General features: G+C 64.4%; 20 protein-coding genes. 8 read left to right on the plus strand and 12 right to left on the minus strand.

Features of this window, described 5'->3' with window-relative positions; all coding sequences use genetic code 11:
* Positions 1-21: 21 nt before the first annotated feature.
* The 7 genes from rlmH to FB597_RS10600 form a co-directional block, all read right to left on the minus strand.
* Positions 22-492: a 23S rRNA (pseudouridine(1915)-N(3))-methyltransferase RlmH gene (gene rlmH / locus FB597_RS10570; RefSeq protein ID WP_141911836.1), complete on the minus strand. Its 471-nt coding sequence runs from the start codon at positions 490-492 to the stop codon at positions 22-24.
* Between the two features lie 15 nt (positions 493-507).
* Entirely contained in the window at positions 508-1,272 is a 765-nt protein-coding gene (gene rsfS / locus FB597_RS10575; RefSeq protein ID WP_144769509.1) for a ribosome silencing factor, read from the minus strand.
* Positions 1,272-1,946, minus strand: a complete 675-nt coding sequence (locus FB597_RS10580) for a nicotinate-nucleotide adenylyltransferase (protein ID WP_144769510.1) — start codon at positions 1,944-1,946, stop codon at positions 1,272-1,274. The genes rsfS and FB597_RS10580 overlap by 1 nt, the downstream gene beginning before the upstream one ends.
* The gene (gene hemF, locus FB597_RS10585; protein ID WP_144769511.1) at positions 1,946-2,866 is read right to left on the minus strand and encodes an oxygen-dependent coproporphyrinogen oxidase; all 921 of its coding nucleotides are present in this window, start codon (positions 2,864-2,866) and stop codon (positions 1,946-1,948) included. Before hemF ends, FB597_RS10580 begins: the two co-directional genes overlap by 1 nt.
* Positions 2,867-2,988: 122 nt before the next feature.
* On the minus strand, positions 2,989-3,819 hold the full coding sequence (locus FB597_RS10590; protein WP_144769512.1) for a mechanosensitive ion channel family protein: 831 nt from the start codon (positions 3,817-3,819) through the stop codon (positions 2,989-2,991).
* A gap of 267 nt (positions 3,820-4,086) precedes the next feature.
* Positions 4,087-5,355 (minus strand): phosphoribosylamine--glycine ligase, encoded by a 1,269-nt coding sequence (gene purD, locus FB597_RS10595; RefSeq protein ID WP_141911847.1) that lies wholly within the window; start codon positions 5,353-5,355, stop codon positions 4,087-4,089.
* 126 nt (positions 5,356-5,481) lie between these two features.
* The gene (locus FB597_RS10600; protein ID WP_141911850.1) at positions 5,482-6,207 is read right to left on the minus strand and encodes a YebC/PmpR family DNA-binding transcriptional regulator; all 726 of its coding nucleotides are present in this window, start codon (positions 6,205-6,207) and stop codon (positions 5,482-5,484) included.
* 155 nt (positions 6,208-6,362) lie between these two features.
* Here FB597_RS10600 and FB597_RS10605 point away from each other — a divergent pair, with 155 nt between their 5' ends.
* From FB597_RS10605 to FB597_RS20240, 4 genes are all read left to right on the plus strand, one after another.
* The gene (locus tag FB597_RS10605) at positions 6,363-7,955 is read left to right on the plus strand and encodes a helicase HerA-like C-terminal domain-containing protein (RefSeq protein WP_144769513.1); all 1,593 of its coding nucleotides are present in this window, start codon (positions 6,363-6,365) and stop codon (positions 7,953-7,955) included.
* Positions 7,956-8,212: 257 nt separating this feature from the next.
* Positions 8,213-9,130 (plus strand): DMT family transporter, encoded by a 918-nt coding sequence (locus FB597_RS10610; RefSeq protein ID WP_144769514.1) that lies wholly within the window; start codon positions 8,213-8,215, stop codon positions 9,128-9,130.
* 63 nt (positions 9,131-9,193) lie between these two features.
* Entirely contained in the window at positions 9,194-10,168 is a 975-nt protein-coding gene (locus FB597_RS10615) for a quinone oxidoreductase (protein ID WP_144769515.1), read from the plus strand.
* Positions 10,169-10,198: 30 nt separating this feature from the next.
* Positions 10,199-10,369, plus strand: coding sequence for a hypothetical protein (locus FB597_RS20240; protein WP_183405774.1), 171 nt, complete (start codon positions 10,199-10,201; stop codon positions 10,367-10,369).
* 33 nt (positions 10,370-10,402) lie between these two features.
* Here FB597_RS20240 and FB597_RS10620 read toward each other — a convergent pair whose 3' ends face one another.
* Complete coding sequence (locus FB597_RS10620) at positions 10,403-11,056, minus strand: DUF4136 domain-containing protein (protein ID WP_144769516.1); 654 nt, start codon at positions 11,054-11,056, stop codon at positions 10,403-10,405.
* A 335-nt stretch (positions 11,057-11,391) separates the two neighbouring features.
* On the opposite strand from FB597_RS10620, the gene pepN reads away from it, so the two are divergent.
* Together pepN and FB597_RS10630 are read left to right on the plus strand one after the other, a co-directional pair.
* Entirely contained in the window at positions 11,392-14,085 is a 2,694-nt protein-coding gene (gene pepN / locus FB597_RS10625; RefSeq protein WP_144769517.1) for an aminopeptidase N, read from the plus strand.
* A gap of 56 nt (positions 14,086-14,141) precedes the next feature.
* Positions 14,142-15,143 carry a class 1 fructose-bisphosphatase gene (locus tag FB597_RS10630; protein WP_144769518.1) on the plus strand — a complete coding sequence of 334 codons (1,002 nt, stop codon included), beginning with the start codon at positions 14,142-14,144 and terminating at the stop codon, positions 15,141-15,143.
* 124 nt (positions 15,144-15,267) lie between these two features.
* On the opposite strand, the gene FB597_RS10635 is transcribed toward FB597_RS10630, so the two are convergent.
* Together FB597_RS10635 and rarD are read right to left on the minus strand one after the other, a co-directional pair.
* Positions 15,268-16,794: a GGDEF domain-containing protein gene (locus FB597_RS10635; protein WP_255517141.1), complete on the minus strand. Its 1,527-nt coding sequence runs from the start codon at positions 16,792-16,794 to the stop codon at positions 15,268-15,270.
* 150 nt (positions 16,795-16,944) lie between these two features.
* On the minus strand, positions 16,945-17,838 hold the full coding sequence (gene rarD / locus FB597_RS10640; protein ID WP_141911869.1) for an EamA family transporter RarD: 894 nt from the start codon (positions 17,836-17,838) through the stop codon (positions 16,945-16,947).
* A gap of 188 nt (positions 17,839-18,026) precedes the next feature.
* Between rarD and FB597_RS10645 the strand changes: the two genes are divergently transcribed.
* Positions 18,027-18,920 (plus strand): LysR family transcriptional regulator, encoded by an 894-nt coding sequence (locus FB597_RS10645; protein ID WP_144769520.1) that lies wholly within the window; start codon positions 18,027-18,029, stop codon positions 18,918-18,920.
* A 155-nt stretch (positions 18,921-19,075) separates the two neighbouring features.
* Here the strand turns inward: FB597_RS10645 and FB597_RS10650 are convergent, their stop codons facing one another.
* Positions 19,076-20,821: an IlvD/Edd family dehydratase gene (locus FB597_RS10650; protein ID WP_144769521.1), complete on the minus strand. Its 1,746-nt coding sequence runs from the start codon at positions 20,819-20,821 to the stop codon at positions 19,076-19,078.
* A gap of 273 nt (positions 20,822-21,094) precedes the next feature.
* On the opposite strand from FB597_RS10650, the gene FB597_RS10655 reads away from it, so the two are divergent.
* Positions 21,095-21,910 carry an ABC transporter substrate-binding protein gene (locus FB597_RS10655; RefSeq protein ID WP_144769522.1) on the plus strand — a complete coding sequence of 272 codons (816 nt, stop codon included), beginning with the start codon at positions 21,095-21,097 and terminating at the stop codon, positions 21,908-21,910.
* Between the two features lie 9 nt (positions 21,911-21,919).
* Here FB597_RS10655 and FB597_RS10660 read toward each other — a convergent pair whose 3' ends face one another.
* Positions 21,920-23,425: a M81 family metallopeptidase gene (locus FB597_RS10660; RefSeq protein ID WP_144769523.1), complete on the minus strand. Its 1,506-nt coding sequence runs from the start codon at positions 23,423-23,425 to the stop codon at positions 21,920-21,922.
* Between the last annotated feature and the right edge of the window lie 197 nt (positions 23,426-23,622).

Here is a 23,622-nt window from a genome sequence, read left to right on the forward strand (position 1 = left end):
CATAGGCAATGGTTATAGACATCAGGCGCGGTGATACGGGTGATTCTGGGTAATCGACCACGCCCGGTACAGTTGTTCTGCCAGCATTACACGCACCATCCCATGCGGCAGGGTCATGCTGGAAATGCGTATCAACGTGTCGGCGCCGGCCTTGAAGCCGGGATCGAGCCCGTCGGCGCCGCCGATGACGAAAGCGACGTCGCGTCCGTCCTGCTGCCATTGCACCAGCTGTTGCGATAATTGGACGGAGGTCCAGTCGCGGCCGCGCTCGTCGAGGGCGATCACGCGCGCGCCCTTGGGCAGCGCCGCCTCGATCTTCTCGCGCTCCTGCGCCATCACGGTTTCGGCCGTGCGGCTGCCGGAACGTTCGACGGGTTTGATTTCCTTGAGCAGGATGCGGCATTCAGGGGGCATGCGCTTGGCATATTCCTGAAAGCCGGTTTCAATCCAGGCCGGCATCTTGTGGCCGACCGCCGCGATGATCAGTTGCATCGATCGCGGAGCGGTTTAGGCTTTGGCGCGCTTGGCAGCAGGCTTCTTGGCGGTTGCGCTCTTGGCTGCCGCCACGCGCACGGTCTTGCCGGCCGGCGTCTTGGGCGCGGCGGTCTTGCTGCCGGCCTTGGCGGTGCTGCTGCGGGTCGTGGTGGTCTTGGTCTTGGGCGCGGTGGCCTTGGTGCCGGTGGTAGTGCGTGTGGTGCGCGTGGTCGCGGCAGTGCCTGCGGTACGCCTGGACGCCGTGGCGGCAGTACCGGTGGCGGCGGTGGTGCGTGGCTTGCGGGCCGGCTTTTTCGGCGCGTCGTCGTCATCGTCCAGCGCCTGGCTGGCTTCGACGGCCTCGGCCTGTGCCCTGGTGCGGCGGATCTTGGGGGCCGCGGTTTCGCCAGCCTGATCGGCGACGCGCCTGGCAGCGGCCGAAGTGCCGGTGCGCTTGGCGGCGCCCAGCTTGACTTCCTTGTCGCCCCAGATCTCTTCCAGGCGGTAATAGGTGCGGATCGCAGGCTGCATGATGTGGACGATCATGTCGCCCAGGTCGACCAGCACCCATTCGCCGGTGTCTTCGCCTTCGATGCTGATGACATTGCCGCCCTTGGCCTTGACCTTGTCGCGCACCGACGAGGCGAGCGCCTTGGTCTGGCGGTTCGAGGTGCCGGAGGCGATCGCCACGCGGTCAAACAGGCTGGTCAGGTGGGTGGTGTCGAAGATGCGGATTTCTTGCGCTTTGACGTCTTCCAGCGCGTCCACGACCAGGGTTTGCAGTTTTTTGATGTCCATTATTGAGTTCGGTACAGATGTTGTTGTTCGATATAGTCTAGCACCCTGCCCGGAATCAGCGAATCGGGTCGGATGCCGCGTTGCAGCTGGGCACGGATTTCAGTCGACGAGATATCGACCGCCAGCCCGAGGGCCAGGTAGCCGTATCCGTGCGTGGTGCTGCGGATCTCTTGCGGCGCAGCGCTGCGCCGCTTGAATTCTTCTCTCACGGCCGGCGGCACGTGAGCGTCGGCCAGCTCGAAGCCGGGCCGGGAGGCCGCGCACAGGTGCGCATACTCAAACAGTTCCTGCCAGTGCTGCCAGGTATCCAGGTGCTGCAACTGGTCGGCGCCCATCAGGAACACGATGGATACCTCCGGCCCCAGCTCGGCACGCAGTGCGCGCAGGGTATCGATGGTATAGGTCGCGCTGGTGCGGCGGATTTCCTGCTCATCGATGACCACCGGTACCTGCTGGCGATCGAAGGCGCGCCTGACCATCTCCACGCGATCGCTCGGCGCGGCCTGCAAGCCGTGCTTCTGCCACGGGTTGCCGGTGGGAATGATGCGCAGCTCGTCAGGCTGGAGCAGTTGCACGAAATGCTCGGCCAGGAAAACATGGCCATTGTGCACCGGATCGAAGCTGCCGCCGAGCACGGCAATGCAGCGCTGTGCCACCTGCACAGGCGGTGCCATTACAGCCATTCCTTGTGCACCAGGAAGTCCGAGTACAGCTGCGCTTCGGCGCTGCCGGGCTCGGGTTGCCAGTTGTAGCGCCATTTCACCAGGGGCGGCATCGACATCAGGATCGATTCCGTGCGTCCGCCCGACTGCAGGCCGAACAGCGTGCCGCGGTCGAACACCAGGTTGAATTCGACATAACGGCCGCGGCGGTAGGCCTGGAAGTCGCGTTCGCGCTCGCCATAGGGCATGTCGCGGCGCGCCTGCAGGATCGGCAGGTAGGCGTCCAGGAAAGCGTCGCCCACGCTGCGCTGCATGGCGAAGGCCTCCTCGAAGGGCAGCGCGTTGAAATCGTCGAAGAAGATGCCGCCTACGCCGCGCGGCTCCTGGCGGTGCTTCAGGTAGAAATATTCGTCGCACCATTGCTTGAAGCGCGCATAGAGATCGTCGCCATAGGGCGCCAGCGCGTCGCGGCAGGTGCGGTGGAAATGTCGCGCGTCTTCGGCGAAGCCGTAATAGGGCGTCAGGTCCATGCCGCCGCCGAACCACCATACCGGCTCTTCTCCCTGCGCATGGGTGGTGAAGAAGCGCACGTTCATGTGCACCGTCGGGATGTACGGGTTGCGCGGATGCAGCACCAGCGACACGCCCATTGCCTCCCACTCGCGTCCGGCGATGTGCGGGCGGTTGGCCGCGGCCGAAGGCGGCAGGTTCTTGCCCATCACATGTGAAAAGCCCACGCCGCCGCGCTCCAGCACATTGCCTTCTTCCAGCAGCCGCGAGGTGCCGCCGCCGCCTTCGGGGCGCACCCACGAATCGGACAGGAAGGACTTGCCGTCGGCCTGCTCAAGGGCGGCGACGATGCGCTGTTGCAAATCCTGCAGGTAGGCCTTGACGGAGGAGGTGGTGCTTTGTGCGTTGGGGGAGGTGGTCACGGCGTGTCGCTCTGGGGCACGTAATGAGTTCTAAACCCTGAGATTGTACCTTGCCAGGCCTTTGCCGGGGCGGGCAAACGAAAAGCCCGGCGGGTGCCGGGCTGGTTTGTGGCAATTTCCGCTCAGGCCTGAGGCGGCTGCGCCGCAGGCACCGACACCTGGTAGGTCGCCGGCGCCGGCCAGCCTTGCTTGATGCAGACCTCGGCGATGGCATTCTGGACATCGTTGGAGACCTGGCCGAAATTGGGCGTAGAGGCATGGATACGCAGCGCCAGCAGCGTGCCGATGGCATTGAACTCAAGGATAACGACCGACGGCGCCGGGGTTTCCAGCACATTGGGAATGGTCATGATGCGCTCCATCAGGCGCGCGATGGCCTCCTGGGGATTGACGTTATAGGCAATCTGGCAACGCAGGTCGGTGCGGCGGGTGGCGTTGACGTTGTAGTTGACGATGTTTTCCGAGAACAGCTTGTTGTTGCCGATGACCACGCGCAGGTTGTTGTCGGTAGTAAGGATGGTGGTCACCAGGCCGATGTCGGCGACGGTGCCGGTCTGGCCGGCGGCGGTGATGTAGTCGCCGACCTTGAACGGGCGCAGCACCACCAGGAAGATGCCTGCCGCGAAGTTGGCCAGCAGGCCCGACCAGGCCACGCCCAGCGCCACGCCGACCGCGCCGATCATGGCGGCAAACGAGGTGGTGGGGATGCCGCACACTTCCAGGATGCCCATCACCAGCAGGATGCGCAGCACCACATGGGTAACGGAAATCGCGTAGTTGATCAGCGTGGCTTCGAACTGGCGGGCGGTGAGCACGCGCCGCACCACCTTGGCCAGGGTATTGATGAGGATCCCGCCGATGATCCAGATGGCGATGGCGGCAATCATCTTCAGGCCGAAAGGCACCAGGTAGAGGTTGATCAGGGTGTCAAGGTTGAGGAGAGGCTGTTGCATGCGGGGTTCCTTTTCTGCTTTTGTGTTTTTCGTCCGGGAATACGAGCAGGCCGTCTGAAGCTGACCAGGATGACAACATCCTGAGCGGGCCTGCGCAAGCTGATTAGTTCGCCGTGGCGCACATTTGTTGCAATACAACAGCCATTTTATGCGATGAGGCCGTCCAAAAAGAGCGCTCCCCCGCAAAACGGCATGCTTTGCGGGGGAGCGGTCATGGTCTTCCTCTGGCCGGCATGTCAACAGCGCCGGCCGGCGAGTTCAGGATTTTCAGCGCTTGAGCGCGCGCCAGCCGATGTCGCGGCGCATCTGCGAGCCTTCGAAGTGGATCAGGTCGGCGGCGGCATAGGCATGCTTCTGGGCAACCTTGACGCTGTCGCCCAGGCCCACCACGCACAGCACGCGGCCGCCCGAGGTGGTCAGGCGGTCGCCAGTCAGGGTGGTGCCGGCGTGGAAGGTCACGCAATCGGGCGTCTCGGCCGGGATGTCGGTGATCAGGTCGCCCTGGCGCGGCGTGTCGGGATAGTTGTAGGCCGCCATCACCACGCCCAGCGCGGTGCGGCGGTCCCATTCCAGTTCCACCTTGTCCAGCGTGCCGGACACCGCGTGCTCGAATACCGTCAGCAGGTCGGTTTTCAGGCGCGCCATGATCGGCTGGGTTTCCGGGTCGCCCATGCGGCAGTTGAATTCCAGCGTCTTCGGATTGCCTTCGTCGTCGATCATCAGGCCGGCATACAGGAAGCCGGAGAACGGGATGCCGTCCTTGGCCATGCCCTGCACGGTCGGCACGATGATTTCGCGCATCACGCGCGCATGCAGCGCCGGGGTGACGATGGGGGCGGGCGAATAGGCGCCCATGCCGCCGGTGTTGGGGCCTTGGTCGTTGTCCTGCAGGCGCTTGTGATCCTGGCTGGTGGCCAGCGGCAGGATGTTCTTGCCGTCCACCATGACGATGAAGGACGCTTCCTCGCCAGCCAGGAACTCCTCGATCACTACGCGCGCGCCGGCGTCGCCCAGCTTGTTGTCCGACAGCATCATGTCGATCGCCGAATGCGCTTCTTCCAGCGTCATGGCGACCACCACGCCCTTGCCGGCGGCCAGGCCGTCGGCCTTGATCACGATCGGCGCGCCCTTTTGCGCGATGTAGTCGTGCGCCGCCTTCACATCGGAAAAGGTCTGGTATTCGGCGGTCGGGATCGCATGGCGCTTCATGAAGGCCTTGGCGAAGTCCTTGGAGCTTTCCAGCTGGGCCGCTTCCCTGGTGGGGCCGAAGATTTTCAGGCCGCGCGCGCGGAACACGTTGACGATGCCGGCCGCCAGCGGCGCTTCCGGGCCGACCACGGTCAGCGCCACATGCTCCTTCTCGGCGAAGTCGGCCAGCGCGGCCGGGTCGGTGATGGCGATGTTTTGCAGGCGTTCGTCCAGTGCGGTGCCGCCATTGCCGGGCGCGACATAGACAGTCTGGATGCGCGGCGACTTGGCAATGGACCAGGCCAGGGCATGTTCACGGCCACCGGAGCCGACAACTAGGATTTTCATGTGGATTCGCTTAAAAAATGAACTGGGGCGCGGAGCTAAGAAACAGAGCTAAGAAACGGAGCTAAGAAACGGAGCTAAGAAACGGAGCTAAGAAACGGAGCTAAGAAACGGAGCAGGAGTGGCGGATTATTCTTCAATGACGGCGTTGGTGTAGAGCTCCTGGGTATCGTCCAGGTTTTCCAGCGCGTCCAGCAGTTTTTGCATCCTGACGCCATCTTCGCCGGAGAACACGGTCTCGGTCGAGGGCTTCATGGTGATTTCGGCCACTTCGGCCTTGAAGCCGGCGGCTTCCATCGCGGCCTTGACGGCGGAGAAGTCGTTGGGGCCGGTCAGGACCTCGATGCCGCCTTCCTCGTCGGTGACCACATCTTCGGCGCCGGCTTCCAGCGCGGCTTCGATCACGGCGTTCTCGTCGGTGCCGGGCGCGTACATCAGTTGGCCGCAGTGCTTGAACAGGAAGGCCACCGAGCCTTCGGTGCCCATGTTGCCGCCGAACTTGGAAAAGGCGTGGCGCACTTCGGCCACGGTGCGCACGCGGTTGTCGGTCATGCAATCGACGATGATGGCCGCGCCGTTGATGCCGTAGCCTTCATAGCGCACTTCCTCGTAGTTCACGCCGTCCAGGGCGCCGGTGCCGCGCTGGATGGCGCGGGTCACGTTGTCCTTGGGCATGTTGGCATCCGAGGCGCGATCCACTGCCAGGCGCAGGCGCGGATTGGCGTCCGGGTCGCCGCCGCCCATGCGGGCGGCCACGGTGATTTCCTTGATCAGGCGGGTCCAGATACGGCCGCGCCTTTCGTCCTGACGGCCCTTACGGTGTTGGATATTGGCCCATTTGCTGTGTCCAGCCATGTTGGATCTTTCTTACTAGATAAGTAATGCCAGAACGCATCAGCGCACACATCGGTAACATCAGGAACATTTCCGGGGCAGGTTCTGACTATAATCGGGCCAGAATTTTACCATATCGCCATTCCCCGATTTTTTGCCCTGAGAGCCCCCAGACCATGACCAATCCGCTTCCCATTGCACAAAACGCCGCGCAGCAACTGAGCCTGTTGCCGCAGTTGGCCAACCGCCATGGCTGCATCACCGGCGCCACCGGCACCGGCAAGACGGTGACGCTGCAGGTGCTGGCCCAGGCGCTGTCGGATATCGGCGTGCCGGTGTTCATGGCCGACGTCAAGGGCGACCTGTCCGGCCTGGGCAAGGCCGGCAGCGCCTCGCCCAAGCTCAAGCAGCGCCTGGCCCAGCTGGCCCTGCCCGAACCGGCCTGGGCCGCCGCCCCGGTGGCATTCTGGGATGTCTACGGCGAAAAGGGCCATCCGGTGCGCGCCACGGTCTCCGACATGGGGCCGCTGATGCTATCGCGCATGCTGAACCTGAACGATACCCAGCAAGGCGTGCTGCAGCTCGTGTTCAAGATCGCCGATGACAACGGCCTGCTGCTGCTCGATACCAAGGACCTGCGCGCCATGCTGCAGCACGTGGGCGATCACGCGGCCGAGTTCAAGACCGAATATGGCAACATCTCGGCGGCCAGCATCGGCGCCATCCAGCGCGGGCTGATCGCCATCGACGAGCAGGGCGGCGACAAATTCTTCGGCGAGCCCATGCTCAACATCGAGGACTGGATGCAGACCGACGCCGCGGGCAAGGGCATCATCAACATCCTGGCGGCCGACAAGCTGCTCAATGCGCCGCGCCTGTATTCCACCTTCTTGCTGTGGATGCTGTCCGAACTGTTCGAGCACCTGCCGGAAGTGGGCGACCTCGACAAGCCCAAGATGGCCTTCTTCTTCGACGAAGCCCACCTGCTGTTCGACGAGGCGCCCAAGCCGCTCTTGCAAAAGATCGAGCAGGTGGTGCGCCTGATCCGCTCCAAGGGCGTGGGCGTGTACTTCGTCACGCAGAACCCGCTGGACATCCCCGACACCGTGCTGGGCCAGCTCGGCAATCGCGTGCAGCACGCGCTGCGCGCCTACACCCCGCGCGACCAGAAGGCGGTGCAGGCCGCCGCCGAGACTTTCCGCGCCAACCCCCAGTTGAATACCGCGCAAGCCATCACAGAATTGGCCGTGGGCGAGGCGTTGGTGTCGTTCCTGGATGAGAAAGGCCGGCCCAACGTGGTCGAGCGCGGTTACGTGCTGACCCCGGCTTCGCAGATCGGCCCGGTGACCGACGACGAGCGGCGCGCGCTGATGGCCGCTTCGCTGGTGACCGGCATCTACGAACAGGCGATCGACCGCGAATCTGCCTATGAACGCTTGAAGGGCCGTACAGCCCAGCAGCAGCCGGCGCCGCAGTCCGTCCCGGCCGATCCGAATGCCTGGGGTGCTTCGGCCGGGCGTCCGGCGCAACAATCGCAACAACCGCAGCAGCCGCAACCATCACAACAACCGCAGCAGCAAGACGAGGGCGGCGGCCTGGGCGACTTGCTCAAGGATGCCGCCGGCGGCATGTTCGGCGGCGGCGCAAGCAGCCGCCGCAGCGATTCGCCGCTGCAGGCGATGGTCAAGTCGGCCGCGCGCAGCATCGGCTCGCAGGTCGGGCGCGAAATCATCCGCGGCGTGCTGGGTTCGCTGATGAAGAAACGTTGAACCGCTTGCCAGCGGCAGGCGGGGGCCGGATAAACCCCTGTCCGGCGGCCATTCGCCGGACGGTTTACAATCGCGACCACGAGAACTCATTTCATCAGTAGGCGTGAAATGCGTTCTGAACAGAACCCGTAGGGAGCGGCTCATTTGGGCGGATTGCCGCGTTACGAACTTGCATCAAGACGCCCAGTCTTGACCCAAGTTCGTGCCTTGTACTCCATCCCAGACGGGATACGCTCGCACTCACGCCTACTGATGAAATGAGTTCTACCATCGCCCATAATTCTTCCCACCGCCAGGCCTTCCTCGGCGGTTTGCTGCTGGCTATCGTCGGCGCCGTCTTCTTTTCCGCCAAGGCCATCGTCGCCAAGCTGATGTACCGCTACCAGGTCGACGCCGTGATGGTGCTCACCTTGCGCATGATCTTCGCCTTCCCGATGTTCCTCGCGGTGGCGATCTGGAAGGCCCGCAGCGAACCGCCGCTGGCGCGCGCCGATTACCTGCGCATCACGGTGCTGGGCCTGATGGGGTATTACCTGTCCAGCTTCCTCGACTTCCTCGGCCTGCAATACATTTCCGCCGGGCTGGAGCGGCTGATCCTGTTCCTGACGCCGTCCTTCGTGATGCTGATTGCCTTTGCTTTCTTCAAGCGCCGGGTCGGCTGGATCGAATGGGCGGCGCTGGCCGTGTCTTACTTCGGTACCGTGCTGGTGCTGCTGCACGACCTCAATACCGGCGGCAGCAATGTCATCCTCGGCAGCGCGCTGGTGCTGGGTTCGGCCTTCACCTATTCGATCTACCTGATTTCTTCCGGCGAGCTGGTGCGCCGCGTCGGCGCGATCCGGCTGGTGGCGTATGCGATGTGCGTGTCCACCGTCGCCTGCGTGATCCAGTTCTTCATCTTGCGCATGCCGTCCGCATTGTTCGTCCAGGCCGCCGGCGTCTACCAGCTGTCGCTGTTCAACGCCGTGTTCTGCACGGTGTTGCCGGTGTTCCTGACCATGGTCGCGGTGGCGCGCATCGGCGCTCCGACCGCCGCCCAGGCCGGGCTGGTGGGGCCGGTGTCGACGCTGTTCATGGGCGCGGCCCTGCTGGACGAACCCATTACCGGCATCCAGCTGGTCGGCACGGCGCTGGTGCTGTCGGGCATCTGGCTGCTGTCGCGCAAGAAGATTTGAACCGGCTGTCTCGAGACGGCCAATCCGATATCCCGATCGATCCAGTGAAAAAAGGAGACTGACATGGCAAAAGCAATCCGCATGAGCAAGACCGGTGGCCCCGAGGTGATGGAATACGTCGATGTCGAGGTGGGCGAACCCGGGCCGGGCGAGGTGCGCATCCGCCACGCGGCGGTCGGCCTGAACTTCATCGATGTGTATTTCCGTTCCGGGCTGTATCCGCAGCCGCTGCCTGCCGGCCTGGGGCAAGAGGCGGCCGGCACCATCGAGGCGGTCGGTCCCGGCGTGGCCGGCTTCCAGGTGGGCGACCGCGTCGCCTATGCCGGCCGCCCCAACGGCGCCTATGCCGAAGAGCGTGTGATGCCGGCCGACATACTGGTCAAGCTGCCCGATGCGATCGGCTTCGATACCGCCGCGGCCATGATGCTGCAAGGGATGACCGTGCAATACCTGCTGCGCCAGACCTATCCGGTCAAGGCCGGCGAGACCATCCTGTTCCACGCCGCCGCCGGCGGGATCGGCCTGATTGCCTGCCAATGGGCGCGCGCGCTGGGCGTGAACGTGATCGGCACCGTCAGCAGCGACGAAAAGGCGGCGCTGGCGCTCAAGCACGGCTGCACCCATGTCATCAATTACAAGACGGAGAACTTCGTCGAGCGCGTCAAGGAAATCACCGGTGGAAAAGGCGTGCCGGTGGTCTACGATTCGATCGGCAAGGATACTTTCATCGGTTCGCTGGATTGCCTGCGCCCGCGCGGCATGATGGTCAGCTTCGGCAGCGCTTCCGGCCCGGTCGCGCCGTTCGGCGTGTCGGAACTGGTATCGCGCGGTTCGCTGTTCCTGACCCGGCCATCGCTGGGCAACTATACCGCCACCCGCGCCGACCTCGACGCCACCGCCGCCGACCTGTTCGCCATGGTCGAAAGCAAGCAGATCAGCATCGAGATCAACCAGCGCTATGCGCTCAAGGATGCGGGGCAGGCGCATGCCGACCTGGAAGCGCGCAAGACCACCGGCTCGACTATCCTGATTCCCTGACCATTGCCGCGAGGCCTGGAGGCCAATGCCATGAGTGACTTGCAGAACGATCCCGGGCGCAGCAACCCGATGGGGCATCCGCCGGAGCAGCCGGCCGGGGATGACGGCTCGCCCAGGTTCGGGCGCTTGCTGGCGGTGCTGATTTGCGCCGTGTTGCTGATCGTGGCCATTACCTTTGGCAGCGAAGCCTATTTCTCGTAACCGCCACGGTTGGGCCTGGCATTCAGGCGCAGGTCATGGCGCGGGTTTGCCGTCTTTTTCGACCTGGATCTTGATGTGCCGGGTCACGCCGCTGGGACCGGGGAATTCGGAGAAGGCCGCGCGCACCATGTAGGGCATGGCCGCCGCCAGGCCGCCGCGGTTGCCGTCGCTGTCGACCACCACGTCATACAGCGGCTTGCCGTCGCCGGCGTTGGCGATGCCGATCTGCAGGCGGCGCAGGAATACCGGATAGCTGGTGGTCTGCATCGGCCCGCCGTACCAGAACGGATCGTAGAAAGGCCCGTAGGGGCCGTAGAAGCCGTAAGGGTGGGGGCCGAAACGGCCCCAGCCGGGCGCCGGGCCATAGAAAAAGGGATCGTAGGCCGGGCGGGTCACCACCACCTGCTCGGTGTTGATGCCATAGCGGAAACTGACGCTGAGTTGCGCCGACTTCTTGTCGGCCGCCTCGCGAAAGCCCAGGGCTTGCAACTGCTGGCCGATCAGGCGGGCATAGTTGCCGTATTCGAGATTGTTCTCCTGTTCCTTGGCAGGGGCGAACACGTAGGATTTGCCATTGGCCTCGGCCGGCCATGCGTGGAAGGCGGTCACATCGCTTTCGACCACGGAAGCGCAGCCCGACAGCAGCAGGCTGGCGGCCGCGATAAATAAAAAGAGCCGGTGTTTCATGGCATATCTCCAATCAAGATAAAACTGCCCGCGGCGTGGCCGGGTCGGGCGATGAAGCTTCGACCGGCACAGGCGTGTTTCGATCCCGGGCGAGCATGGCGTCTATTGTAGTGCGGCAGTAGTGCGGCAGGCGAAAGCGGTTGCCGTCGCAGCACAGGCGGCAACCCCTGCTTTTCCGGAAAGGCAAGAACGTTCCGCGCCAGCGCAGGTCTGTGCCAGAAGCAGGATGGATTTCGCCGCCGCGATTGCCGTCTTTCTGTCCGCGAGGCGCGGGTTGATTGGTAAAATCCGGCTTTGGCCCGTTTTTTCTTCATTTCCTTTCCCGGACAGGCTCCATGCGCACCGATACGCCACAGACGATCCACCGTAAAGACTACGCCGCTCCCAACTATCTGGTCGATACCGTTGAAATGGGATTCGACCTGGAACCCGCCGCCACCCGCGTGGCGACCCGCATCGCCATGCGCCGCAACCCGGCCGCGGCCGGCCGCGACATCGTGCTGTTCGGCGAAGAGCTGGAACTGGTCGCCCTGCGCGTCAACGGCAAGACGCTGGCCAAGGGCGACTACCGCCTGGCCGGCCACGTGCTGACCATTCCGGCGGCGCCGGCCAAGGCCGTGCTGGAGATCGAGACGCTCACCCATCCCGACCGCAATACCTCGCTGATGGGCTTGTACGTCTCCAACGGCAATTTCTTCACCCAGTGCGAAGCCGAGGGCTTCCGCAAGATCACCTTCTTCCCGGATCGTCCGGACGTGATGGCGAAGTACACCGTCATGTTGCGCGCCGACAAGAAGAAATACCCGGTGCTGCTGTCCAACGGCAACCTGGTCGAGCAGGGCGACCTGCCCGGCGGCCGCCACTACGCCAAATGGGAAGACCCGTTCAAGAAGCCGTCTTATTTGTTCGCGCTGGTAGCCGGCGACCTGGTCTGCCAGGAAGAGACCTACAAGCTCAAGTCCGGCCGCGAAGTGCTGCTGCAGGTGTGGGTGGAAGAGGGCAACCTCGACAAGACCCAGCATGCGATGGATTCGCTCAAGAACAGCATCGCCTGGGACGTCGAGCGCTTCGGCCTGGAGCTGGACCTGGACCGCTTCATGATCGTCGCCGTCGGCGACTTCAACATGGGCGCGATGGAAAACAAGGGCTTGAACATCTTCAACACCAAGTACGTGCTGGCCAACCCGCGCATCGCCACCGATGTCGACTTCGCCAACATCGAAGCGGTGGTCGGGCACGAATATTTCCACAACTGGACCGGCAACCGCGTGACTTGCCGCGACTGGTTCCAGCTGTCGCTGAAGGAAGGCCTCACCGTCTTCCGCGACCAGGAATTCTCGGCCGACATGATCGGCACCGACAGCGGCCGCGCCGTCAAGCGCATCGACGACGTGCGCGTGCTGCGCCAGGCGCAGTTCCCGGAAGACGCCGGCCCGATGGCGCACCCGGTGCGGCCCGACTCCTACGTCGAGATCAACAACTTCTACACCGTCACCATCTACGAAAAAGGCGCCGAAGTGGTGCGCATGTACCAGACCCTGCTGGGCCGCAAGGGCTTTCGCAAGGGCATGGACCTGTACTTCAAGCGGCACGACGGCCAGGCCGTGACCTGCGACGACTTCCGTACCGCCATGGCCGACGCCAACCAGCGCGACCTGAGCCAGTTCGAACGCTGGTACAGCCAGTCCGGCACCCCGCAGGTCGATGCCAGCGTGCGTTACGACGCCAGGGGCAAGACCCTGGAACTGACGCTGGAGCAAAGCTGCCCGGCCACGCCCGGCCAGAAGAAGAAATTGCCTTTCCATATCCCCGTCGCCGTCGGACTGCTGGACGCCAAGGGACGCGACATCCCCCTCAAGCTCGAAGGCGAGGGCGCCGGGGCAGCAGCCGGTACCCGCGTGCTGGAACTGACCAAGGCCAGGCAGACGTTCCGCTTCACCGGCATCGATGCGGCGCCGGTGCCGTCGATCCTGCGCGGCTTCTCGGCACCGGTGGTGCTGAAATACGAATACAGCGATGCCGAGCTGGCCTTCCTGATGGCGCACGACAGCGATTCGTTCAACCGCTGGGAAGCCGGGCAGCGCCTGGCCATGCGCCGCCTGCTCAACCTCACGGTCGCGGTGCAGGCCGCGCGCCAGTCCGGCCATGTGGTGGCGGTCGATACCGTGCTCAACAACATCGAACACGATGGCGCCCTGGCCGATGCGCTGCGCGCCACGCTCAACGATGAGTCGCTCGATCCGGCATTCCGCGAACTGGCGCTGACGCTGCCGTCCGAAACCATGATCGCCGAGCAGATGGAAGTGATCGATCCGCACGCCATCCACATCGCCCGCCAGTTCCTGCGCCGTTCGCTGGCGCGCGCGCTGCGCGACGATCTGCTGGCGGCCTATCATGCCAACCGGACGCCCGGCGCCTACAGTCCGGATGCCGCCTCGGCCGGCCGCCGCGCACTCAAGAATGTGGCGCTGTCCTACCTGGCCGAGCTGGATGACGCCGAAGCGCTGGCACTGGCGCAGCGCCAGGACGCCGAGGCCAACAACATGACCGACCGCCTGGCCGCGCTGGCGGCGCTGGTCAACAGTACCGCCAGCGGCAAGAGCGAGGCGCTGCAAGGTTTCTACGACGAGTTCGACAGCGAGGCGCTGGTGATCGACAAGTGGTTCACGCTGCAAGCCACGGCCCGCGATGCCGACGTCAACACCGTGCGCTCGCTGGCCGCGCACCCCGCATTCACGCTCAAGAACCCCAATCGCGCGCGCAGCCTGATCTTCAGCTTCTGCAACGGCAACCCCTCGGCTTTCCATGCGCTGGACGGCAATGGCTACACCTTCTGGGCCGAACAGGTCATCGCACTCAACGGCAGCAATCCGCAAGTCGCCGCGCGCCTGGCGCGCAGCCTGGACCGCTGGCGCAAATACACGCCGGCGCTGCAGGAGAAAATGCGCCTGGCGCTGCAACAGGTGGCGTCGTCGCCCGATTTGTCGCGCGACGTTGCCGAAGTCGTCACCAAGGCGCTGGCGGATTGAGCCCAGGAATCGCGCACAGACATAGCATTCATCATTTTCAAACAGGGAAGAACACCATGAAACGCATCAGCCTCACGCAACACCTGATCGAGCAGCAGCGCCTGCACAACAAGATTCCGTCCGAACTGCGCCTGTTGATCGAAGTCGTCGGCCGCGCCTGCAAGTCGATTTCGCACGCCGTCGGCAAGGGCGCGCTGGGGGAGGTGCTGGGCAGCGCCGGCAGCGAAAACGTGCAGGGCGAAGTGCAGAAGAAACTGGACGTGATCTGCAACGAGATCCTGCTGGAAGCCAACGAATGGGGCGGCCACCTGGCGGCCATGGCATCCGAGGAAATGGAGACCATCCACCGCATCCCCAACCGCTACCCGAAGGGTGAATACCTGCTGATGTTCGACCCGCTGGACGGCTCTTCCAACATCGACGTCAACGTCTCCATCGGCACCATCTTCTCGGTGCTCAAGGCGCCGGACGGCATGGCCGAGCCGAGCGAAAAGGACTTCATGCAGCCCGGCACCAGGCAGGTCGCCGCCGGCTATGCCGTGTACGGCCCGCAAACCGTGCTGGTGCTGACCACCGGCGACGGCGTGCATTGCTTCACGCTGGACCGCGAAATGGGCGCCTGGGTGCTCACCCAAAAGGACATCCAGATCCCGGCCGACACCAAGGAATTCGCCATCAACGCCTCCAACCAGCGCCACTGGTTCCCGCCGGTCAAGCGTTATGTCGATGAAATGCTGGCCGGCGTCACCGGTCCGCGCGGCAAGGACTTCAACATGCGCTGGATCGCCTCGATGGTGGCCGACGTGCACCGCATCCTTAATCGCGGCGGCATCTTCATGTACCCGGCCGACGCCCGCGAACCGGAAAAGCCAGGCAAGCTGCGCCTGATGTATGAAGCCAACCCGATGGCCTTCATCGTCGAGCAGGCAGGCGGCGCCGCCACCGATGGCAAGCAGCGCATCCTCGACATCCAGCCGGAAAAACTGCACCAGCGCGTGGCCGTGTTCCTGGGATCGAAGAACGAAGTGGAGCGCGTGACTTCCTATCACAAGGAATAAACGGGAATAAGCGGCAATAAGCGGGCTTGAAGCAGCAGGCCGTCGCAGGACGGCTTGCACAGCATCGAAAACGGCGCCGGCATGCAGCATGCCGGCGCCGTTTTTCATGCCGCGGGTTTTCGGCTCAGGCGATATCGGGTGTTTGCCTGGCCTGCCGCACCTGGTTGCGTCCGCCGCGCTTGGCTTCGTACAGCGCGGCATCGGCTTTTCCGAGCAGTTCTTCCATCGGCGGGATGTGCTGCCGGTCGGGCAGGATGCTATTGACGCCGGCGCTCACGGTGACCACGGCGGCCGGGCTGGCGCTGTGGGCAATGCCCAACGCCTGGATGCCGGCACGGATGGTTTCAGCGATTTGCGCCGCGCCGGCTTCATCGGTATTGGGCAGCAGCAACAGCATCTCTTCGCCGCCGTAGCGCACGGCCAGATCGGAAGACCTGCGCTCCTGGTTCTTGAGCACTTTTCCGATCTGGCGCAGGCATTCATCGCCGGCCTGGTGGCCATAGATGTCGTTGTATTGCTTGAAGAAATCGACGTCGATGAGCACCAGCGACAATGGGCCGCCGCCCCGGCAGGCGCGCCGGTACTCTTTCTCCAGCACATGGTCGAAATGGCGGCGGTTGGCCAGTCCGGTCAGGCCATCCTGGTGCGCCAGCGTTTCCAGGGTACGGTTCAACTCCTGCAGTTCGTCTTTGGCTTTGAGAGCCTTGAGCTCGGCTTGCAGGCGCAATTCGATCTGGCCGATCAGGTGCCAGCCGAAGGTCGCGATCAGCAGCAGCAGGAGCAGAACCCCTATGCTGTAGACCGCCGTTTCCTGATACCAGTCGGCCAGGACATCGTCTTCGGACAAGGCGACCGTAACCACCAGCGGATACTTCCTGATCGCCTGGTAGCTGAACAGCCTGCGCACGCCGTCGATGCGTGAATTGTTGGCGATGGCGCCGGTCTGGGCGGCCGGCAGCAACTGGCGGAACAGCCGGCTGTCGCTGAAGTCCCGGTTGACCAGTTTTTCATCGAAAGGCTGGCGCGTGAGCAGCGTCCCGTCGCGCAGCAGCAATCCGATGGATCCCCGGGCGCCGACATCGAACGTGCGGTAAAACTCGGTGAAGTAGGCCAGGTCGATCGTCGCCAGCGCGACGCCGGCAAAACTGCCGTCCTGGTGGTTGATGCGCCGGGAGACCGGGATGACCCAGCGGCCCGTGCTGCGGCTGCGCAGTACCGTGCCGATCAGCGGAGTGCGGTCGTCGTGGCCGCGATGGAAAATGAAGTAGGGGCGGTCGCTGCTGTTGCCGTCCTGATGCGGCTCGCCGGAGGAGTTGACGACCCAGTTGCCCAGCTCGTCGCAGATCAGCAAGCCATCCAGTTCAGGCATTTCAACGGAAAGGCGATGCAGCAACGGCGCCATCTCCGCCACCAGGGGATTGCCCATGCCTTGGGAGGCGACGCGGTCGGCCACGTTGAGCAACAGTCCGTCGATGGATTGGAAGGCATCGTTGGCATGTTGCGCCAGCGCCCTGGCCATGTTGCCGGAGGAAATCCGGGCGTTGTCCAGGTCGCTGTTGCGCGCCCCCCAGCTTTGCCATCCATGCAGTACCGTAATGGCCACGCAGGCCAGGACGACAAACAGCTTGGCGCGTTTTGATACGGGGTGCATCTTTTCCTGGCGTTCCCCTGGCCGTATCGCTTGCATGCGAATACCCCTTGAAATCGGCCGCCTGTTTTTGTCCCCCCAGCTGGCAGCCGTAAGGATCAGTATAGGGAGAAGGTTAAGCCCGCAGCCGGAAAATTGAAAGGGAAAACATGCTTAATTCGGCGGCCGGCGCATGAGTCGCACGCTATGGACGGCAGTGAGTCCCACCGATATCCAGATCGGCACATAAGTGCCCAACTGGGCCGCGCCGAGCGACTCGCCCAGCACCGCCATGGCGACCAGCACCAGCAGCACCGGCTCGACATAGCCGAGGATGCCGAACAATCCCATCGGCAGCAATTTGCCGGCGCGCAGATAGCAGGTCAGCGCCACCATGCTGAGTATGCCCAGCCCGGGCAGCAACAGGTACATTGCCGGTTCCCGCACCGTAAGAGAGAACGAACCGTTCAGCGCCAACGCCAGGGCGGCGACCGGCACTAGCAGCAACAGTTCGACCGTGAAGACCAGCAGCGAATCCAGCCTGATGCGGCGACGCAAGATAAAGTAGGGTGGATAGCCCAGCGCCACCAGCAGCGTGGGCCATGAAAACGCGCGCGTCATCCAGAGTTCGTGCGCCACGCCGGCCAGTGCGCAGAGTACCGCCATGCGCTGCAGCAAATTGAGCCGCTCGCCGTAATGGAAACGTCCCACCAGCACCATCGTGAGCGGCAGCAGGAAATATCCCAGCGACACCTCCAGCGCGCGGCCGTTGACCGGCGCCCACAAGAACAGCCATTGCTGCACGCCCAGCATGGCGGCCATGGCCAGCAGCGAGAGGCACTTGCCGGGATCGCGGGCGATCTCGCCGCAGGCCGTTTTCAGTTGCGCGCCGTGGCGGCGCCAGGCGATCAGGGCCAGTACCGCGACCGTGGTCCAGAGGATGCGCCAGGCGAAGATGTCCAGGCCGTCGAGCGGCGCCAGCAGGCGGGTATAGCCGGAGAGGAGGGCGAACAGCGTGGACGCCAGCACCGACAGGCCGATGCCGCGGACGGTTTCATGGTGGTTCATACGATGCCAATCGGGTTGGCCGCTGCGCCTCGGTCGGGCAGCGGCAAAGACGCGATTCTACGGCATGCGGATGCCGGCGTCAGAGGCCGGACACAAGATGCCGCCTTGACGCGCTACACTGCGTGGACAACTAGAACTCACTCCTATTTATGGAATGAGTTCTAAAACGATGGATGAGACCGGTTCCGATGGATATCCGATATGTGCAAAGCTTCGTCGCCGTGGTGGAAAGCGGTTCGCTCGCGGAGGCCGCCCGCCGGCTCGACCTGACCGCTGCTGCGGTGGCCGCGCGCGTGCGTTCGCTGGAACAAAGCCTGGCCGCACCGCTGATCCAGCGTTCGGGACGTTCCGTGCGGCCCACCGCGCAAGGGCTGAAAGTGCTGGAAAGCGCGCATGCCTTGCTGCGCTCGGCGCGTGACATGCAGGCCCTGGCGCGCGATGGCGCAGGCGAGGTCGGCGAACTGCGCCTTGGCGTGTTCGTCTCGGCCATGACCGGCGTATTGCCGTCGCTGCTGCAGCGTTTCTATCGCTGTTATCCCAACGTCAGCATTTACGTGGAACCGGGCGCCTCGGTGGAGTTGTGCCGCAAGGTCGCGGCCGGCGAACTCGATGCCGCCGTGGTGGTGGAACCGCAGTTCGCCGTGCCCAAGACCTGCGAATGGCTGCCGCTGATGGAGGAGCCGCTGGTGGTGATCGCGCCGGCCGGCAGCGCGGGGAAAGACGCCCACGCGTTGCTGCGGCATGAGCCCTTCATCCGCTACAACCGCAACGTGCTGGGCGGCCAGCTGGCCGACCGCTATCTGCGCGACCATGGCATCGTGCCGCATCAGCGGCTGGAGATCGACAGCCTGCTGGCGATTGCGGCGATGGTCGGCAAAGGCCTGGGCGTATCGCTGTTGCCCGACTGGTCGGCGTTGTGGGACGGCGGCCAGGCACTGGTGAAGGTCGAGCTGCCAGGCCGTGCGCCGGTACGCCGCGTCGGCCTGATCACCGCGCGCCATTCGCCGCATGTGGCGCTGGCGCGCGTGTTCGCCGACGAGGCGGTGAGGGCATTGGCCGGGGCGCGGACGAGCGTGCGCTAAGAGGTTGTTGCGACATTGTTGTTGGGTTGTATCCGTCCGTTCGGACTGAGGAGCGGCGAAGCCGCGTATCGAAGGCTCACGGACGATACGCCTTCGATACGGCCCCGAAGGATCTGCTCAGTTCGAACGGTGATCAGGTCATTTCGCAACAGCTTCTAAGTATCCTTGCGCTGCAGGTTTTCCGCGCGCAGGAATGCGAAGTCGACGCCCTGGTCGGCTTGCGTCACGTTTTCCAGGAACAGTTTGCGGTAACCGCGCCCGGCGACGGGCTTGACGACCGGATGCTCTTGCGCGCGCCGGGCCAGTTCCTGTTCGCAAACCAGCAGGGAAAGTTCACGCCGGGACACCGACAGGCGGATGCGGTCGCCCGTGCGCACATAGGCCAGCGGCCCGCCAATGGCTGCCTCGGGCGTGACGTGCAGCACGATGGAACCGAACGCGGTGCCGCTCATGCGGCCATCCGAAATGCGCACCATGTCCTTGACGCCCTGGCGCGCCAGCTTGCGCGGGATCGGGATGTAGCCTGCCTCCGGCATGCCGGGCGCGCCCAGCGGGCCGATGTTCTTGAGCACCAGCATGTCGTCGGCATGGACGTCGAGCGATTCGTCGTCGATGCGTTCGGCCAGGTCCTGCAGGTTATCGAACACCACCGCGCGGCCCTCATGTTCCATCAGTTGCGGATCGGCCGCCGATTGCTTGATGATGGCGCCGCCGGGCGCCAGGTTGCCGCGCAATACCGCCAATCCGCCTTGCGGGTAAATCGGATCGGCGAAGCTGCGCACCACGTCCTGCGCGAAGCCGGGGCCTTGCGCTGCCAACTGTTCGCCCAGCGTGATGCCGTTGACCGTCATCGCATCCAGATGCAGCAGCGGCTTGAGTTCGCGCAGCAAGGTGGTGACGCCGCCTGCCTTGTGCAAATCCTCCATGTAGTGCGAACCGCTGGGTTTGAGGTCGAGCAGTACCGGCGTCTCGCGGCCCATGCGGTCGAGCCTGGCCAGATCGATTTCCAGGCCCACGCGTCCGGCAATGGCGGCCAGGTGCACGATGGCGTTGGTCGAGCCGCCGATGGCCAGCAGCACCCGCAGGGCGTTGTCGAAAGCCTTTTCGGTCAGGATCCGGTCGATCGTCAGGCCGCTGTGGGCCAGTTGCACGGCGCGCGCGCCGGTCTGTTCGGCCACGCGGATGCGGTCGGCGGTCACCGCCGGCGGCGAGGCGCCGCCGGCCACCGTCATGCCGATGGCCTCGGCGATGCAAGCCATGGTGCTGGCCGTGCCCATCACCGAACAGGTGCCGACGCTGGCGACCAGCTGGTTGTTGACGTCGGCAATTTCCTCGTCGTCGATTTCGTCGGCGCGGTACCTGGCCCAGTAGCGGCGGCAATCGGTACAGGCGCCCACGCGTTCGGAGCGGTGCGATCCGGTCAGCATCGAACCGGTGATGAGCTGGATCGCAGGGAGCTTGGCCGAGGCGGCGCCCATCAACTGCGCCGGCACCGTCTTGTCGCAGCCGCCGATCAATACCACGGCATCCATTGGCTGGGCGCGGATCATTTCTTCCGTATCCATCGACATCAGGTTGCGCAGATACATCGAGGTGGGCGCGGCGAAACTCTCATGGATGGAGATGGTGGGAAAGTCCATCGGCAAGCCGCCGGCCAGCATGATGCCGCGCTTGACCGCCTCGATGAGCTGCGGCATGTTGCCATGGCAGGGGTTGTAGGCGCTGCCGGTGTTGACGATGCCGATCACCGGGCGGGCCAGCGCATCGTCGGTATAGCCGGCGCCCTTGATGAACGCCTTGCGCAGGAACAGCGAAAAGCCCTGGTCGCCGTAGGATGTCAATCCGCGGCGCATGCCGGTGGCGGGCTGTGCCTTGTCATCGGCGGGTGGTTTCTTGCGCATGGTTGATTTCCCTGGAAGCGTTCTTGGAGGAGGGCGTTCAAACGGAGAGGGCGGCGGCCCGCGATCATCCTTTCAACTGCGACAAGTATTTCAAAGGGATGGAGAGCCAAACAGCGCGTGTCTTGATCTTCATACCAAAAAATTTTTTAGGTTTGGCCGGCGGGATTGCGGTTGCGCTGTCGCGAGTTGCTGTTATGCTGGTTTCATCGCACCAAGAAAAAAACAAGGGATGCGGGAGGCGCGCCCGGCGCTGCCCGGCACAGAGGAGATGCCATGAAGGGATTCATGCCTGCCGGCCTGCTGATGGTCGCGGCCATCGCCACGGCGGCGCAAGGGGCCGAATGCACGAAAGTCGTCATTTCCGCCGATTCCGACTATGCGCCCTTGCACTGGTACGACGGCAAGCGCCTGACCGGCGCCAGCATCGAAATCGCCTCGCACGCGCTGGCCGCGCTGGAGATCCCGTTCGAGGTACGCTATGTGGGGCCGTTCCATCGCGTACTGAAGGATGCGGAAAGCGGTGAAGTGGCCATGGTGGCTTCCCTGAAGAACACGCCCGAGCGCCAGCAATACCTGGCTTTCACTGCGGTTCCGCTTTTCTCCAATCCGATTGCGGTATTTGTCGCGCGCGACCGCAGTTTCAGCTATTCAGGCTGGAAGGACCTGGCCGGCAAGCGCGGCGCCATCACCATGGGCAACCAGTTCGGCGGCGGTTTCGACGAGTTCCTGCGCGATAACCTCAAGGTGGAACAGGCGCAGAAGGCCTATATGAACTTCAGCAAGCTCGATGCCGGCAGCATCGACTATCTCATCACCGGCTATTACAGCGGCATGGTCTATCTGAGCCAGACCCGGCAGACCGACCGCTTCATGGCGCTCAAGCCGTATGTGACCGCAACGGATAATTTCATCGCCCTGAGCAAGGCCAATCCCTGCGTCAAGTATCTGCCCAGGATCAACGCCCAATTGGAGTCGATGCAAAAACGCGGCGAGTTGCAGGCGATCCTGGATCGTTATACCTCGGCACTCAAGTTCGATGCACCCGCCAAGGGGCAAACGTCAGCACCGGTCATCGCGCCGGCAAAATAACCGGGCGCCTCAGGGCGACGCCGGCTTGCGACGTATGTCGCCGGGCAGCTTGGTCCAGGGCAGCGTCGACGGGTCGAGCGCAAAGGCGCCCGGCGAGGCGCACAGCAGCACGGCGCGCGCCAGCGGCTCGAAGTCGGCGCGGAAATGCACCACGCTCTTGACGGCGATGATGTCCAGCCTCTCCGGCGCCAGGCCGACGAAACGCAGCAGCGCCAGATCCAACAGCTGGACCGGCCGGGAAACGACGATCACCTGCACGCCGCCGATCTGCAACAGGGCCGATGGACCCAGCGTGAGCCGGTAACCCTTGAAGACGCTGCCGGTGGCATCGACATCGCCGCCGTGCAGGCGCATGACGCGAAACGTCGCCTCGAAAGGCGCATCGCCGGCGATCCCGGATTTGCCGCCGAGCGCCAGGCGCACCTCGGCCCCTGCGCCAGCCGCATGCGCTTGCGTCGCAGCCTGCGCATCGACCAGCAGGCCGATGACGGCGTTGCGCGCGTCGGCCGCGACCAGGGCGCGCAACAGGCCGGTCGTGTCGGCGCTGCCGCCGGCGCCGGGATTGTCCTGGCCGTCGGCGATGATGACCGGGCCGGTGACGCCTGGCGAACGCAGCAGCGCCTGGGCGCGGGCGACGGCGTCGCGGGCGTCAAGGATGTCGCCCGCGAAACCGGATTCGGCGGCCTCGACGGCTGCGGCCAGCCGGTCGGCCGCGGCGCGCGCGGCGTCGGCGCTGGCCGCATAGGACCATGCCGCCGGGCCGCATTTGTCAGCATCGGTCGCGGGAAAACCCATGGCCAGTCCGGCGGCCAGCGTGTCGCTGTCGAGCGCTTCCTGCAGTCGCCGCAGCGAACGCGCCGGTTCGGCGCCGGTGTATTGCCAGCAGATCGGAATGAGGAAGGGGATGCGGCGCCATGCCGCCCGCGGGCGCGGCATGCCCTGCAGCCGGCGCGCCAGCCAGGCATAGGCGCGTGCGCCGGTGGCGGCCATGTCCACATGCGGATAGGTGCGGTAGACCAGCAGCAGGTCGGCGCTGTCGACCATCAGCGGCGAGACATTGGCATGCAGGTCCAGGCTGGCCACCAGCGGGATATCGTCGCCAATGGCCAGGCGCACGCGGCGCAGGATCTCGCCGTCGGCGTCGTCGATGTGGGCGGCGGCCATGGCGCCGTGCAAGTCGAGATAGACGGCGTCGGCCCGGGCCTGGGCGATTCCCTCCAGCAGCAGCGCCACGACGCGTTCGAAGGCGTCCTCGGTCACGCGGCCGGAGGGGCCGGCGGCGCACCAGGACAGGGGAAGCAGCGTATGCGCACCCTCATCCCGCGCCGCGCCGATGAAGCCGGCAATCGGGATATTGCGCGCCTGGGCGCCGCCGGCCGGCGTCATCTCCGCCAGCAGCGCCGGGCCTTGCAACAGGCCAGGCCAGGTGTCGGCGGCGAGAAAATCCTGCCAGCCGGCAGGCGTGGGGGAGAACGTATTGGTTTCGTGCTGGAAGCCGCCAATGGCGATGCGCATGCGAGATCCTGACAATCGATCAAGTCAATCGGGTAAAAGCGAACAAGGGCGAGGCCGATAAGTTACCGCGAAAACATGCCGGGAAGCATCGGTGGCCAGACTCGATCATAATGGTGCTGGCAGCATGAGAGTCCTTCGACTACAGTCGAATATCGCATAAGTTAATTCCGAAAATTCATTTCTCCTGGTCATGGCCA

Source organism: Herbaspirillum sp. SJZ099 (assembly GCF_007828355.1).
GTDB lineage: Bacteria > Pseudomonadota > Gammaproteobacteria > Burkholderiales > Burkholderiaceae_D > Herbaspirillum.

Excerpts from the sequence above, each read along its gene's own strand:
- rlmH (WP_141911836.1), bottom strand. The coding sequence starts at position 492 with ATGCAACTGATCATCGCGGCGGTCGGCCACAAGATGCCGGCCTGGATT.
- rsfS (WP_144769509.1), bottom strand. The coding sequence starts at position 1,272 with ATGGACATCAAAAAACTGCAAACCCTGGTCGTGGACGCGCTGGAAGAC.
- FB597_RS10580 (WP_144769510.1), bottom strand. The coding sequence starts at position 1,946 with ATGGCACCGCCTGTGCAGGTGGCACAGCGCTGCATTGCCGTGCTCGGC.
- FB597_RS10590 (WP_144769512.1), bottom strand. The coding sequence starts at position 3,819 with ATGCAACAGCCTCTCCTCAACCTTGACACCCTGATCAACCTCTACCTG.
- purD (WP_141911847.1), bottom strand. The coding sequence starts at position 5,355 with ATGAAAATCCTAGTTGTCGGCTCCGGTGGCCGTGAACATGCCCTGGCC.
- FB597_RS10600 (WP_141911850.1), bottom strand. The coding sequence starts at position 6,207 with ATGGCTGGACACAGCAAATGGGCCAATATCCAACACCGTAAGGGCCGT.
- FB597_RS10605 (WP_144769513.1), top strand. The coding sequence starts at position 6,363 with ATGACCAATCCGCTTCCCATTGCACAAAACGCCGCGCAGCAACTGAGC.
- FB597_RS10610 (WP_144769514.1), top strand. The coding sequence starts at position 8,213 with ATGAGTTCTACCATCGCCCATAATTCTTCCCACCGCCAGGCCTTCCTC.
- FB597_RS10615 (WP_144769515.1), top strand. The coding sequence starts at position 9,194 with ATGGCAAAAGCAATCCGCATGAGCAAGACCGGTGGCCCCGAGGTGATG.
- FB597_RS20240 (WP_183405774.1), top strand. The coding sequence starts at position 10,199 with ATGAGTGACTTGCAGAACGATCCCGGGCGCAGCAACCCGATGGGGCAT.
- FB597_RS10620 (WP_144769516.1), bottom strand. The coding sequence starts at position 11,056 with ATGAAACACCGGCTCTTTTTATTTATCGCGGCCGCCAGCCTGCTGCTG.
- pepN (WP_144769517.1), top strand. The coding sequence starts at position 11,392 with ATGCGCACCGATACGCCACAGACGATCCACCGTAAAGACTACGCCGCT.
- FB597_RS10630 (WP_144769518.1), top strand. The coding sequence starts at position 14,142 with ATGAAACGCATCAGCCTCACGCAACACCTGATCGAGCAGCAGCGCCTG.
- FB597_RS10635 (WP_255517141.1), bottom strand. The coding sequence starts at position 16,794 with ATGCACCCCGTATCAAAACGCGCCAAGCTGTTTGTCGTCCTGGCCTGC.
- rarD (WP_141911869.1), bottom strand. The coding sequence starts at position 17,838 with ATGAACCACCATGAAACCGTCCGCGGCATCGGCCTGTCGGTGCTGGCG.
- FB597_RS10645 (WP_144769520.1), top strand. The coding sequence starts at position 18,027 with ATGGATATCCGATATGTGCAAAGCTTCGTCGCCGTGGTGGAAAGCGGT.
- FB597_RS10650 (WP_144769521.1), bottom strand. The coding sequence starts at position 20,821 with ATGCGCAAGAAACCACCCGCCGATGACAAGGCACAGCCCGCCACCGGC.
- FB597_RS10655 (WP_144769522.1), top strand. The coding sequence starts at position 21,095 with ATGAAGGGATTCATGCCTGCCGGCCTGCTGATGGTCGCGGCCATCGCC.
- FB597_RS10660 (WP_144769523.1), bottom strand. The coding sequence starts at position 23,425 with ATGCGCATCGCCATTGGCGGCTTCCAGCACGAAACCAATACGTTCTCC.